Here is a 14,214-nt window from a genome sequence, read left to right on the forward strand (position 1 = left end):
CGCGCCGTCATGGTCGGATCACGCGGACATCCCGCGCTGATCGTCCCCCGCGGGTTCAGCCCCGCGGAGGCGCCTGCCGCGTCAGCGGCGTCGCAGCCCCACCATCAGGGCACCGCCGCCCAGGAGGGCCAGCGCCGCAGCGGCCATGCCCCAGGCCTCCATGCCGGTGCGGGCCAGCGGACCACCGGGGCGGTGGTCATTGCCTCGGCCGGGGGTGTCACCGGGCTTCCCGCCACCCGGCTTCTCACCGGGCTTGCCGGGGGTGTCGCCGGGCTTGCCCTCACCGGGGGTGTCACCGGGCTTGCCGGGCGTCCCCCCGCCAGGAGTATCGCCGGGCTTGCCGGGCGCCCCGCCACCGGGGGTGTCACCGGGGCCACCGGGCGCGGAAGGCTCCACGATCCGGTAGGTGCCCTTGGACGGGCCCTCGAAGGTGAGGGTGCCATCGGCCCAGGTCACCGGGACCGCGACCTCCTGGCCGTCCGGCAGCACCCGGATCACGCTGGATCCTTCGACGCCGGGCACCGTGATCACGGACTGCAGGGAGGCGAACTCCTCGCTGTTGGTGATGGTGAGGACCCGGTCGCCGTCCTCCGTCGTGATCCTCGCGGTGAGCGCGTCGTCGGAGCGGAAGGTGGAGGTGGCGGTGACGTCACCATCGGTGAGGGTCACCTCCTTCAGCGTGATCGTCACCGTCAGCTCGCGCTCCGCAGTGCGGCCATCAGCATCGGTGGCGATCACGGTGACCGTGTTCTCGCCCTCGACCAGCACCTGGTTCGGTGCGATGGAGAGCGTGGCACCGGCGGCCTCGGCGGCCTCCGCGTCACCGTCGAGCACGGCCTGGAGGTCCGCCAGGGCCAGGTCGGCCAGAGCCGCCTGATCGCCCAGCAGCTCACGGTGCACCTCGAGCTCGATGGCCTCGGGGCCCTCGATCTCCAGGCGGGAGTCGATCGTGAACACCCGCGACTCGACCGTGCGGTTGCCGGCCAGATCGGTGGAGATCACGGTCAGGGTGTGCTCGCCCGGTGCGAGGTCGGCGGTGTCCACCACGGCCTCCAAGCGGGTCTGCTCCACCTCGGCCGCGGCTGCGGTGGCGAAGGGCTCCAGCTCGCGCAGGTCGATCAGGACGTCCTCGAAGGCATGCTCGCGAACGGTGAGATCCGTGGCCTGGCTGGAGACCACCTCACCGTCCAGGCCCACCAGGAAGGTGGCGAGGTTGTCGTCCTCGGCGGCCACGGTGATCTCGCGGTCCTCGGTGATCACCTCGCCGTCGGTGAGCTCCTCGAAGGTCACCTCGGGGGCGAGCTGGTCCAGGACCACGGGCACGTAGCCCACCAGCACGTTGCCGTTGGAGTCCGAGAACTCGACCAGCAGGGTGTCGCCGTCGGCCACTGTCAGCTCGGTGGAGAAGTCGCGCTGGTTGGACTGCTCCCCCGGGCTGGAGAGGTCGAACCGCTCCAGCACCACGGAGTCGTTCAGCGCGAAGCGGTAGCCCCAGCCGTCGTCCGAGGCGGTGCCCGCCAGGGTGACCTGCTCGTCGGCGGTGTAGAGGGTGCCGTCGATCAGGGTGGGCTCGGCCACCTCCAGGGTGGGGGCGGTGACGTCGAAGAAGATCCGCACGCCACGGTCGTAGCGCACGTTCCCCTCGGCGTCGGTGACCACCATGCGCACGCGGTTCTCACCGGTGCGCACGGGGATGTCGGCGGCGAAGGTACCGTCCTCGGCGATGGTCGCCTCGATCGGCGTGCGGTCGGGGTAGGTGCCGTCCTCGCCCACGCGCAGTCCCGGGTACAGGGTGATGGTGCCACCGGCCGGGTACGAGCCGCGAAGGGTGAAGACGCTGCCGTCCTCGTTCACGTCCGGGGTGTCCCCGTCCACGAAGCAGGCGCCCTGGTCGAGGATGCACTCGGCGTTGGTGATCTCGGGCATCGCCCAGGTGGGCGCTGCCTCACGGCCGGCGATCGGCACGGCAGCGGAGGCACGGTTGACCCCGTCGGAGGCCACCAGGGTCACCGCAGGTGAGTCCGCCCCAGGCGTGAGGGTGAGGGTGAAGCTGCCGTCCTCGGCGACCTCGGCGGACTGGCCGCCGGAGGTCACGGTGAGCGCTGCACCGTCACGCGTGTCGGTCACGGTGCCGGCGATGGTGACCGAGCCGTCCTCTGCCGGGGTGACGGTCTGGCCGTCGGCCGGCGAGGTGAGCGTCAGCACCGGCGCCTCGGAGTCGTAGGTGACGGTGAGGGTCTGCGACTGGACCACGGCGCCCTCGGCGTCCACGGCCTCCACCAGGATCTCCTGGGTGCCCTCGGTCAAGGCCACCGGCAGCACGAACTGGCCGTCGACGGCCTCGACGCCCTCGCCACCGGCACGGACGGCGGCGATGTCATCGGAGACGTAGCCGGACAGCATCAGCTTGCCCTCGTCCACCACGGGTGAGCCCGGGCCGATGACCGTGGTGGCCAGCTGCTCGGCAGCCGGGATCAGCAGGGCGCTCTCTGCGAAGACATGGGTCGCCACGCCCTCGTTGAGCCCGAGGTCGGCAACGGCCACGGTCACGAACGGCACCTGCGCAGGGTCCACCTCGATGGTGTAGCTGCCGTCGGCCGCCTGGACCACGGGCAGTTCCTGGCCGCCTGCGGCGGTCGCGGCGGGCAGGCCGAGCAGACCCGAGCCGTTCTCCTCCACCGTGAAGGTGAGGGTCCCGCCCTCGTAGGCGCCGAAGGTCACCACCGGTGCGGTGGCGTCGATGCCGAAGGAGAAGTCGGTGGTCTGAGGCTCCTGGTCCGCGCTGAGGCGGGCCTCGACGCGGTAGGTGTAGCGGCCATCGGGCAGTGCGGTGAAGTCAGCGGCCTGGGGGTCCCAGGTGCCGCCGTCGAAGTTGGCGCCGGCCCAGCGCAGCTGGCGGGGATCCTGCGCGGCCAGGTACTGGGAGAGGATCGGGCGGTACACGCCCTGCTCCTGACCGAGCAGTTTCACACTCTGCCCGGACTCGTCCAGGACCTCGTACTGGATGTCGGAGGCGTTGCGCAGGACCACCAGGTTGGCGGCCACGGTGTCGAGGTAGCCGTCACCGTTCGGGGAGAGCCAGAGCTCGCCGAACGCCTGGTTCAGGGGGACCACACCGTTGCCGTAGCCGCCCACCAGCTCGCTGCGCAGACCAGCCTGGATGAAGTCCTGACCGGCAGGCAGGACGATGTCCTCGGCGTTCCAGTCACCGGCGAAGCCCAGGTAGGGGACGGTCAGCGAGGGCTGACCGTCGGTGGTGGACTCGAAGGCTGCCCAACCGCCCACGAAGCCCTCGGCCCCGTGGGTCAGCGTGAAGGCCACGGTCGCGGTACCGCCGGCGGGGACCGCCACGGTGTCGGTGTCGGCACTGAGGGAGCCGCCGGTCACCCGCACGGTGGTCTCGGCACCGGCCGCGTTGGTCTCGACCAGCACCTGCTGGGAGGCGGGCACGGAGAAGGCCGCCTCGGTGTCGCCGAAGTTCCGCAGGGTCACGGTGAAGCTCGCAGAGCCATCGATCTCACGCAGGGCAGCTGCGCCTTCGCCGTCCACGGTGGCGATGACGTCGCTGTCCACGGCCTTGTCGACCTGGGCGAGGCCCGCACCGATCTGGCGGGGCGAGTAGGGCACGCCGGCATCGTCCACCGGGATCATGGCGGTGTTCATCAGCAGCACGGTGGCGAGGTCCACCCGCTCGGCGCCGCTGAGCTCCGGGGCGATCTCATCGAGGTGCTGCATCACCAGGGCCGACAGTCCGGCCACGTTCGGGGATGCCATGGACGTGCCCGAGTTCAGACCGTAGGTGCCGTCGTTGTAGGTGGAGTACACGTTGCCGCCGATACCCGCGATCTCGGGCTCGAAGTCCAGCGAGGGGGTGGAGCCCCAGGAGGTGAAATCGGAGGGGGTGAGACCGGAGGGGCTGGCCGCGACGGCCACCTCCTCGGTGACGCGGATGGTGGTGCTGCCGGCCTCGGCGGCAGCACGGACAGCCAGGCCGTCGTCGCGGCTCACCGTGATGCCGGGGATGGTGAAGGTGTCCACGCCGGCCATGCCGAAGGTGCCGGGCTCGCTGTTGAACACCACCACACCGCCGGCACCCGCGGCGATGGCGTTCTCGTACTTCTCGGTGAACGTGATCTCGCCACGCTCGATCAGCGCCCAGGCACCGTCGAGCTGGACGCCCTGGACGTCGGCCGCGGTGGCCAGGCCGATGTCCACGATCTCGTGGTCCTGACCATCGGCGGGCTCACCGGTGGCCACGGAGTAGCCGATGCCCTCGGGGGAATCGCCGATGAAGGCGAGCTTCTGGGTGAGGACGGTGTTGTCGACAGAAGCGACGGTGAGGGCGGAGCCCTGGGTGCCGGGGGCGCCCACCGTGCCGTCGTCGTACAGGCCGAACGCGTCGTCGTCCACGGCGGTGGGTGAGAAGTTCTGCCCGTCGTTGCCGGCGGCGATCACGGTGAGCACGCCGGCGTCGCGGGCGGCGTCGATCGCGAGGCCTGCGGCGTCGGAGGCGTTCTTCTGTCCGTTCGGCGAGCCGAGCGACATGTTGATCACGTCGGCATCAAGCTTCACGGAGTCCTCGATGGCGGCGACGATGTCGGAATCGGCGGCCCCTCCCCCAGTGTTGGAGAACACCTTCATCGCGAGGATCTGGGCATTCGGGGCGACACCGTCGATGGTGCCGGTCTCGGTGACGTCGGTGGGCTCATCACCCGGGGAACCGTTGGCGGCGGCGATGCCGGCCACGTGCTGGCCGTGGGCGTCGACGGTGGCGTCCTTGACCACGAAGTTCTCGTCGGCGTAGTTGTAGCCGCTGGGGACCTTGCAGTTGAAGCCCGCCTCTGGGGTGTCGTTGATCTCCTGGATCGCGGCCGCACCGCAGTCGTCCAACCTCATCGCGGGGTGGGCGGGGTCGATGCCGGAGTCCACCACGGAGATGACCATGCCGGTGCCGTCCAGGCCGTGCTGCTCGAAGGCGGTGGGGACACCGTGGAGGTCACGGGCGGTGTGCTCGGTGCGCTCGTACACCCGCTCGCGGCGCACGGAGGCGACCTCGGGCTCCAGGGCGAGGGTGTGCAGCTCGCCGGCGGGGATCGTTGCGGAGAAGCCGTTGACCAGGTAGCCGAACTGGCGGTCCAGCTCGAGGTCGTACTTCCCGGCCCAGGCATCGGCCAGGCCCTGCTGCGCCTGCAGGCGGCCCTTCTCGCCGTCGATGGAGAGGGAGGACGGCTGGTCCTTCAGCAGCACGATGACGCTGATGCGCTCGGTCGCACTCTCCTCCACCGGGGCCGGGGCCGCGGGCGGTTCCGGCGCGGCGTGCACCGCGGTCATGCCGAGACCGAGGGTCCCGATCAGAAGGGCGCCGGTGAAGGCGCTGAGACGACGAACGGGACGAAAGGGCACGGGCCACTCCCCCTGTGAGCGATCTGACAGACCCTCCTACAGTAGGGCCCGTTCAGACTGCGTCCAGGCCGTTTGCATCTTTCTCTCGGTCACGATCCGGTCACGCACAGCCGAACCCGTGGTCGCAGCGCGCAGACCCATCCGTACCTGCCGGTCCGGACCGCCCGGGGCCGGCACAGGAACGACCGGGAAACGGCGGAAGGGCCGCCCCGCTGCTGCGGGACGGCCCTTCCGAGGCTGATGCCTGTGCTCGCCCGGCTACGTGCGCCGGGACGAGCCCGTGATCACTTGACGGTGACGGTGGCGCCGGCGGCCTCGAGCTTCTCCTTCGCGGCGTCGGCGTCCTCCTTCTTGACACCCTCGAGGACGGCCTTGGGGGCGTTGTCCACGACATCCTTGGCCTCCTTCAGGCCGAGGGAGGTCAGGGCGCGCACCTCCTTGATGACGCCGATCTTGCCGGAGCCGGCGGACTCGAGGATGACGTCGAACTCGGTCTTCTCCTCCTCGGCGGCGGCCTCGCCACCGGCGGCGGCGCCACCAGCGGCGGCGACGGCCACGGGGGCGGCGGCGGTGACGTCGAAGACCTCCTCGAACTGCTTCACGAACTCGGAGAGCTCGATGAGGGACATCTCCTTGAAAGCTTCGATGAGCTCGTCGGTGCTGAGCTTCGCCATGGTGGCGTTCCTTCCTGTCGGTGGGACCTGGTCCCTGGGTTCCGGTGCATCCGCGTTCCGCGGGTGCGTGGTACTTCAGTGGCGCTGGTGCGCCAGGTCGAGCTGCCGGGTCACCCGTGAGGGGCGGCCGACGGTTCAGCGCTGACGCGCTGAGCGGGTGCCGGAGCACTGAGCCGGTGGCTCAGGCCTCCTGCTTGGCCCGCAGCGCGTCCACGGTGCGCGCTGCCTTGGACAGCGGCGCCTGGAACACGGCGGCAGCCTTGGACATCGACGCCTTCATGGCGCCGGCGGCCTTGGCCAGCAGGACCTCGCGGGACTCGAGGTCCGCGAGCTTCTGCACGTCGGCCACCGAGAGCAGGTTGCCCTCGAAGTAGCCGGACTTGATGACGAGCTGGTCATGCTCCTTGGCGAAGTCACGCAGGGCCTTGGCGGGCTCCACCGGCTCACCCTTGATGAAGGCGATGGCGGTGGGGCCGCTGAGCTGGCCCTCGAAGACGTCGATACCGGCCTCGCGGGCGGCGATCTCGGTCAGCGTGTTCTTCACCACGGCGTAAGTCGTCTCGGAGCCCAGAGCGCGACGCAGCTGCTTGAGCTGGTCCACGCTGAGCCCGCGGTACTCGGTGACGACGGCGGCGTCGGAGTCACGGAACAGTTCCGCGATCTCCGCGACGGCGTCCACCTTCTCGGGGTTCGCCATGGCCCTCCTTCCAGAGGTCTCGCGCCGCCGGGTGAAGGTCTCCGGACACGAGAAAGGCCTCGACACACAGGTGTCGAGGCCCGGGGCGCACAGCACGTGCTCGCCGCTCCCGGGAGGGAGCACCGGGCACGACCGTGCGACGGTCGTCCTAGTTCACCTGCGCAGGCCATCCCGTGAGGGATTGCTTCGGCCGCTCTCAAGGTGAGGGCGGCGACCGGCGGTCTTCGGTATCGGCAACTCTAACGGACGACGGGTCCCGGCGCCACGGCGAAGGTGGGCGGAATAGCTCACACACCGCTCTGCACCGCGTCGGACGCGGCGTCACCGGTGCAGGCAAGGCATCACCCGGAGCGACGTGATCCCCGCCACCTTGGATGTTGTCGTATCGACCGAAAAGGACTCTCGTCCCAATGACGACCGGACATCACCGCCCGGCAGCATCGGCATACCTCACGGAGGCATCACTCCGACGAAAAGGGCCCTTCTCCCGCCAGTGTCCATTGGACCACCGAACAGCCTGGTCGGAGCGGGACGAAGGGCACGTCGCGGGCAGGGAGTGCGCCGGGGCGGGCGACCCCTCGCCGCGGACCGGCAACACGCCCGGGCCACTTCCCCACCTCCCGCCCGTCAACCGGCGATATCGGTTCTGACCAGCACTTTCCTTGGATCCTGTGCAGCTGACGAAAGGATGCTGGAGTTCCGGGACGGCGTCCCCTAGCGTGATCGGTGACGGGCCACCACGGACCGTCGGCTCCCCCGCTCGCGGGACGGAGCAGCCGACAACAAGGCAAGGACAGAACCGAGATCATGACCGGCAAAGCCGACAGCGCGACCACCGCCAAGAGCACCTCCACCGCGTCCGCCATCGACACCCTCGCCGACCGCGCCTCCGAGGCACTGGCCGCCTTCGACTCCTTCGAGCAGAAGGAGATCACCGACATCGTGCACGCCATGGCCCTGGCCGGCGTGGACCAGCACATGCCGCTGGCGAAGCTGGCCGTCGAGGAGACCGGCCGCGGCCTCTTCGAGGACAAGTGCGTCAAGAACATCTTCGCCACCGAGTACATCTGGAACTCCATCAAGTACAACCGCACCGTCGGGATCATCGCCGAGGACAAGCAGAAGGGCATCATCGAGATCGCCGAGCCCGTCGGCGTGGTCGCGGGCGTCACCCCCGTCACCAACCCCACCTCGACGGTCATGTTCAAGTGCCTGATCTCGATCATGACCCGCAACCCGATCGTGTTCGCCTTCCACCCCAGCGCCCAGCAGTGCTCCGCCGCTGCGGCCACGGTGATGCGCGATGCGGCTGTCGCAGCCGGCGCCCCCGAGCACTGCATCCAGTGGATCGAGCAGCCCTCCCTGGAGGCCACCGACGCCCTGCTGAACCACCCCAAGGTGGCGCTCACCCTGGCCACCGGTGGATCCGGCATGGTCAAGGCCGCCTACTCCACCGGCAAGCCTGCGCTCGGTGTGGGCCCCGGCAACGTGCCCGTCTACATCGAGAAGAGCGCCAAGATCTCCCGGGCCGTCAACGACCTGCTGATCTCCAAGACCTTCGACAACGGCATGATCTGCGCCTCGGAGCAGGCGATCATCGTGGACGAGGAGATCGCCGAGCAGATCCTCGAGGAGTTCCAGGCCTACGGGGCCCACGTGGTCACCGAGGCCGAGCGCAAGAAGCTCGAGGACTTCATGGTCACCGAGAAGGGCGGCATCGCCGCCTCGGTGGTGGGCCAGAGCGCCGAGGACATCGCCAGTGGAGCCGGCATCGAGGTGGCCAAGGGCACCAAGCTGCTGATCGCCCCCATCGACGGCGTGGGCGAGGACCACCCGCTCTCCCGCGAGAAGCTCTGCCCGGTGCTGGCCATGCTCACGGTGCCCGGGAAGAAGGAGGGCTTCGACCTGGCCCAGAAGATGCTGGAGTTCGGCGGCCTCGGCCACACCGCGGTCATCCACACCTCCGACAACGCCATCGAGCGCGAGTACGGGCTGCGGATGAAGGCCTGCCGCATCATCGTCAACGCCCCCAGCGCCCTGGGCGGCATCGGCGACGTGTACAACGGCCTGCTGCCCTCGCTCACCCTGGGCTGCGGCTCCTACGGCCACAACTCGGTCTCCCGCAACGTCAGCGCGGTGGACCTCATCAACGTCAAGCGGATCGCGGAACGGCGGAACAACATGCAGTGGTTCAAGGTGCCCCCGAAGACCTACTTCGAGCGGTACTCCGTGCAGTACCTGCAGAAGATGCCCGAGATCAAGCGGGTGTTCATCGTGACCGACCCGGGCATGGTCCAGTTCGGCTACGTGGACGTGCTGATCGACCACCTCAAGCAGCGCCGTGAGGAGGTCGCCTGGACGATCTTCTCGGACGTGGAGCCCAACCCCACCTCCACCACCGTGTTCAAGGGCGCCCAGTGGATGCGGGACTTCGAGCCGGACTGCATCATCGCCCTCGGCGGTGGCTCCGCGATGGACGCCGCGAAGGGTATGTGGCTGTTCTACGAGCACCCCGAGGCCAGCTACTTCGGCATGAAGCAGAAGTTCATGGACATCCGCAAGCGCACCTACCGCTTCCCCAAGCTGGGGCAGAAGGCGGAGTTCGTCGCGATCCCCACCACCTCGGGCACCGGCTCGGAGTGCACCCCCTTCGCGGTGATCACCGATGCGGAGACACACGTGAAGTACCCGCTGGCCGACTACGCGCTCACCCCGAGCGTGGCGATCGTGGACGCCCAGTTCGTGGACACCGTGCCGCGGCGCACCGCGGCCGACTCCGGCCTGGACGCCCTCACCCACGCGATCGAGTCGTACGTGTCGGTGATGGCGAGCGACTACACCCGGGGCCTCTCGATCAGGGCGGCGCAGCTGATCTTCGAGAACCTGCGGGCAGCCGTGCTGGAGAACGACATGGACGCCAAGGAGAAGATGCACAATGCCTCGGCGATGGCCGGCATGGCCTTCGCCAACGCGTTCCTGGGCATCGTCCACTCCCTATCCCACAAGTGCGGTGCGGAGTTCGGAATCGCCCACGGCCGCACCAACGCGATCTTCCTGCCTCACGTGATCCGGTACAACGCCACCAAGCCCTACAAGCACGCGATCTTCCCGAAGTACGAGAACTACCGGGCCGACAAGGACCTGGCCGACTTCGCGCGGTTCATGGGCTTCCCGGCCACCACCACGGAGGAGGGCGTGCAGTCGCTGATCGACGAGGTGAGCAAGCTGGCCGAGGACCTGGGCATCGAGCTCAGCCTGAAGGCCAACGGCGCCACCCAGGAGCACCTGGACCAGGTGATCGACGAGCTCGCTTACCGGGCCTTCGAGGACCAGTGCACCCCGGCCAACCCCAAGGTGAATATTCGCCTCGCTGGGGTCCGCTGATCGAGGGTTCGGGTGCCACGTCGCTGCCGTAGCGGTGGCGTCGTTCGGGACCACCAGTGGTGTCGTTGGGGCCGCTCTGTCTACGCTCCTTCCGCCGTGTGTATAGGGCACGCGGCGGAAGGAGCAATCTGGAATGGTACGGAAGATCAGGGCGAAGCTGGTGCTCCAGCTGCGCGCAGAAGGTCTGTCGGGGCGAGCGATTTCGTCCTCGCAGGGCATGTCCCGCAAGTCCGTGAGGGCGGTGTTCGAGGCCGCTGACGCTGCAGGGATCGGGTGGGGCGATATCGCGGACGTCGCCGATGAGCAGGTGTATGCCCGGTTGTTCCCGGGCCGGGGCGAGCACGAGAGCGTGTTCGCACAGCCGGACTGGGAACAGGTCCATCGAGAGATGGCCAGGGTCGGCGTGACGCTGAAGCTGTTGCACGGCGAGTACTTCGACGCGACCACGGCGGCTGGGGATCCGGCGATGGGGTATGACCGGTTTTGCCGCACCTACCAGCACCACGTCATGGTCACCGGTGCCGCTTCGAGAGTCGGTCACAAGGCCGGCCAGAGCGTGGAGGTCGACTGGTCCGGCCCCACGATGGAGCTGGCCGATCCGGTCACCGGCGAGGTCTCGAAGGTGTTCTTGTTCGTTGCCTGCCTGCCTTTTTCTCGTTACGCGTTCTGCTTCCCGGCGCTGGATATGCGCCAGGAGTCCTGGCTGCGAGCGCACGTAGCGATGTTCGAGGCGCTGGGCGGGACGGTCCCGAGGATCGTTCCGGACAACCTCAAGACCGGTGTGGTGAAGCACCCCCGCGAGGGCGAGATCGTCCTGAACGATGCGTATCGCGAGATGGCAGCGCATTACTCGGCGGCGGTGCTCCCGGGGAGGGTGCGGAAACCGAAAGACAAGGCGAGCGTGGAGAACACCGTCGCGCACGTCGCGACCTGGGTCATCGCCGGGCTGCGGGATCAGCGATTCACGTCCCTGCCCGAACTTGCAGCCGCCATCGGGCAGCGGATGGAGGCCTATAACGCGGAGCCGTTCCAGAAGCGGCCCGGATCCCGCGCCAGCGTGTTCGACGCGGAGGAGCGGCCGCTGCTGACGCCGCTGCCGGCGGTGCCCTACGAGATCTCGACATGGCACTACGGACGACGAGTGGGCAGGAACGGGCACGTCACGTTCGCGCGGAACTTCTACTCCGCGCCGTTCGCGCACATCGGCGCGAAGGTCGATCTGCGCATCACGGCCCGGACGCTGGAGATCTATCAGGGCAGCCAGCGACTGACCAGTCACCTGCTGCTCCCGGAGACCGCGAGCAATGAGTACCGCACCAACGACGCGGACCTACCTGCGGGCGAGCGTTTCCAGGCCTGGGACGCGCAGAGGGTGCGGGCGTGGGCAGATCGGGTCGGGCCGGCCACGGTGATCGTGATCCAGCGGATCTTCGAGTCCGTGCCGATCGTGGAACAGGGCCTGGATCCCGCGTTGGCGGTGCTACGGCTCTCTCGCCGCTTCTCCGTAGATCGGGTCGAGGCGGCCTGCGCACTCGCGCTGACGGGACGGGTCCGTTCACCGCGCTATGCGCATCTGCACCCGATCTTGGCCACCGGGCAGGACAAGGTCGCCGCCCTGCGTCCACCCCGCGAGGAACCCGCGGAAGACGGCGGATACGTCCGTGGCGCCGACTACTACGCCGGAGGTGTCCGGTGAGCGTGATCGATAACGACACGAAGCGGAAGCTGCGCGAGATGGGCGCGACCGCGCTGCTGGACGCGATCGATGCCCAGGATGAGGCTCACGTGCTGGGGATGTCGTTCCAGGAACGGCTCCAGCTGATCGTGGACGAGGCGCATTCCATCTTCAATCATGGAAAGGTCGAGGGTCTGATCCGCCGGGCGGGGCTGCGTTATCCCGGAGCGGACCTGCGGCGGCTGGATCTGGTCGAGGAACGGGGACTGAACCGGAACGTGATCGCGCAACTGGCAACCTGCTCCTTCATCCAGCGGCAACAGAACGTGGTCTTCCAGGGCTTCACCGGCTCAGGGAAGTCCTACCTCGGCTGCGCGCTGGCGAAGCAGGCCTGCCAGCACCGGCTCCGAGCCCACTACATCCGAATGCCCGACCTCGAAGAGGCCTGGGCCCTGGCAAAGGACAAGCCGCAGGGCCAGACGAAGTTCCTGCGGAAGTACTCCACGTTCTCGCTGCTGGTGATCGACGAGTGGCTGCTGGACCATCCTGACGAGGGAATGCGTTCGATGCTGCTGGAACTGCTCGAGCGCCGCTATGACACCGGCTCGACCGTGTTCTGCACCCAGTACCCGAAGAAGGACTGGCACGCCCGGCTCGGTGGAGCAGTCCACGCCGATGCGATCATGGACCGCATCGTGCACAACACAATCTGGATCGACACCGGCGACAGGAACATGCGAGAACACACCGCACTGCCCCAGTGACCCGATGCCGGCGGGAGCCAGTGGTCCCCACCGCGGCGGCTACTGGCCCCCGTCGGCACGATCGGCGGTCCCCAAGAGCAAGATTCGGTGGCTCCCACGACTACGAATACTCACCAAGGAGCCCCTGGTGATCGAGCTGAAGGAGATCATCCAGGACGCCTTCGAGGGCGAGGTGGGCTACACCAAGCGCACCGGCGGCGAGGTCAAGGAGCCCTCCACGACCGCCTCGGCGGTGGCGATCGGCGAGAAGGCCCCCGCTGCCGATGAGAGCGACGAGGCCGCCGAGGACACCGCAGAGTTCGTCGACTCGGTGGACCCGGAGCAGGAGCGGGAGAAGGGCAAGGCCTGAGCTGCCGCTTCCCCGACGAGACGGCCCCGCACCGGATCCCGGTGCGGGGCCGTCCGCTGCACGCGGGCAGTGCGCGGGATCAGGCGGCAGCCGGTGTCCCGGTGCCCGCTCCTCGCGGCTTCCTGTCCCGCGGGTGCAGGCGGACGACGCGCCACGCGCGAGTGGTGCGGTCCCGTTCGAACAGGCTCAGCAGCGAGCCCACGGCCAGGGAGACACCGAGCATCTCGAGGGTCTCCTCCACCAGGGTGACCAGGACGAACCGCCAGTCCACCAACCAGTCATTGCCTATCAGCAGGAATCCGCTGGCGGTCTCGACCCCCACCGCGCCGCTGAGGAAGATCGCGCCGGCAGCCAGGATCCCAGCATGGTGCGGCGGGGCAGGGATAGCACCAGCGGGAGCAGCAGCAGCCCCACCACCACGGCCAGGGGCACGCCGATCACCAGCCAGGGGAAGGGCACCGCGAAGGGCAACGACGGCAGCAGCGGGATGCCGAAGGCGTCCAGGCGCTCATGCAGCTCCTGGTACTCGTCGATCGAGGCGGCCAGCCCCACCACCCCGAGAAGGGCCCAGGAGATCCGGAAACGACGGGCCTGGGAGCCGATGACGAGGGCGAGCACTCCCAGCAGCGCCCACAGCATCGAGGAGTACCAGGTGGTGATGTTGTACTCACGGCCCACGTCGAACAGGTAGAAGATGTGGTGGAAGTTCTGGCTGGTCCGACCCTCGGTGAGGATGTATGCGGAGAAGGTGAGGCCGGCGATCAGGGGGATCAGCAGGGCCACGATGCCGAAGGGCAGCCATGCGCGCAGTACCGGCACATGGCGGAACGTCGATGTCTCCTCGGCGCTGTGCGCATGGCTGCTCGAACGGTCAGCCGGTGATCCGGGAGCACCCGTGGGACCAGCATCGGCATCGCTATCGGGGCGGGGATCGGGACCGGTGTCCCGAGTCGGGGGGACCTCGGGGGTCGACTCGTCGGCATCACGCATCGGCGGGGAAACCTCGCAGGTCGGGCCGCCGGGACTCGTCACCGGTGACCGGGACGTCCCGACGGGCGGGGGCAGTGGGGGTCAGAATAATCGAATCACCCAGGATCGATGGGACCCTGGTCCTTCGACGTCAGTGATCCCTGGACGTCAGGGGTCCCTGGACATCAGCCCACCGGTCCCCGGGGATATGAGAACGATCCTTTGGACGAGAAAGGGCGTTTCCGTACCGGGATCTCGCGATCGTGGTACGGAAACGCCCTTTCAGCGACGTGGAGAGC

At 68.5% G+C, this 14,214-nt stretch carries 9 protein-coding genes; 4 read left to right on the forward strand and 5 right to left on the reverse strand.

What is annotated here, in order from left to right:
• Positions 1–81: 81 nt before the first annotated feature.
• The 3 genes from JOD52_RS12425 to rplJ form a co-directional block, all read right to left on the reverse strand.
• Positions 82–5,403, reverse strand: a complete 5,322-nt coding sequence (locus JOD52_RS12425) for a S8 family serine peptidase (protein ID WP_204410276.1) — start codon at positions 5,401–5,403, stop codon at positions 82–84.
• Between the two features lie 284 nt (positions 5,404–5,687).
• On the reverse strand, positions 5,688–6,077 hold the full coding sequence (gene rplL, locus JOD52_RS12430; protein ID WP_204410278.1) for a 50S ribosomal protein L7/L12: 390 nt from the start codon (positions 6,075–6,077) through the stop codon (positions 5,688–5,690).
• 181 nt (positions 6,078–6,258) lie between these two features.
• Positions 6,259–6,774, reverse strand: coding sequence for a 50S ribosomal protein L10 (gene rplJ / locus JOD52_RS12435; RefSeq protein WP_017824506.1), 516 nt, complete (start codon positions 6,772–6,774; stop codon positions 6,259–6,261).
• An 807-nt stretch (positions 6,775–7,581) separates the two neighbouring features.
• Between rplJ and adhE the strand changes: the two genes are divergently transcribed.
• The 4 genes from adhE to JOD52_RS12455 all read left to right on the forward strand — a co-directional run bounded on the left by adhE (position 7,582) and on the right by JOD52_RS12455 (position 12,946).
• On the forward strand, positions 7,582–10,158 hold the full coding sequence (gene adhE, locus JOD52_RS12440; protein ID WP_204410280.1) for a bifunctional acetaldehyde-CoA/alcohol dehydrogenase: 2,577 nt from the start codon (positions 7,582–7,584) through the stop codon (positions 10,156–10,158).
• A gap of 133 nt (positions 10,159–10,291) precedes the next feature.
• On the forward strand, positions 10,292–11,854 hold the full coding sequence (gene istA / locus JOD52_RS12445) for an IS21 family transposase (RefSeq protein ID WP_204408388.1): 1,563 nt from the start codon (positions 10,292–10,294) through the stop codon (positions 11,852–11,854).
• Positions 11,851–12,597 (forward strand): ATP-binding protein, encoded by a 747-nt coding sequence (locus tag JOD52_RS12450; RefSeq protein ID WP_338124028.1) that lies wholly within the window; start codon positions 11,851–11,853, stop codon positions 12,595–12,597. Before istA ends, JOD52_RS12450 begins: the two co-directional genes overlap by 4 nt.
• A 4-nt stretch (positions 12,598–12,601) precedes the next feature.
• Positions 12,602–12,946 carry a hypothetical protein gene (locus JOD52_RS12455; protein ID WP_204410282.1) on the forward strand — a complete coding sequence of 115 codons (345 nt, stop codon included), beginning with the start codon at positions 12,602–12,604 and terminating at the stop codon, positions 12,944–12,946.
• A gap of 79 nt (positions 12,947–13,025) precedes the next feature.
• Here the strand turns inward: JOD52_RS12455 and JOD52_RS12460 are convergent, their stop codons facing one another.
• A complete protein-coding gene (locus JOD52_RS12460) occupies positions 13,026–13,217 on the reverse strand; it encodes a hypothetical protein (protein ID WP_204410285.1) in 192 nt (63 codons plus the stop codon).
• Positions 13,218–13,234: 17 nt separating this feature from the next.
• Positions 13,235–13,936: a hypothetical protein gene (locus tag JOD52_RS12465; protein WP_204410286.1), complete on the reverse strand. Its 702-nt coding sequence runs from the start codon at positions 13,934–13,936 to the stop codon at positions 13,235–13,237.
• Positions 13,937–14,214 lie beyond the last annotated feature (278 nt).

Source organism: Brachybacterium muris (genome assembly GCF_016907455.1).
In the GTDB taxonomy this organism is placed as follows: Bacteria; Actinomycetota; Actinomycetes; order Actinomycetales; family Dermabacteraceae; genus Brachybacterium; species Brachybacterium muris.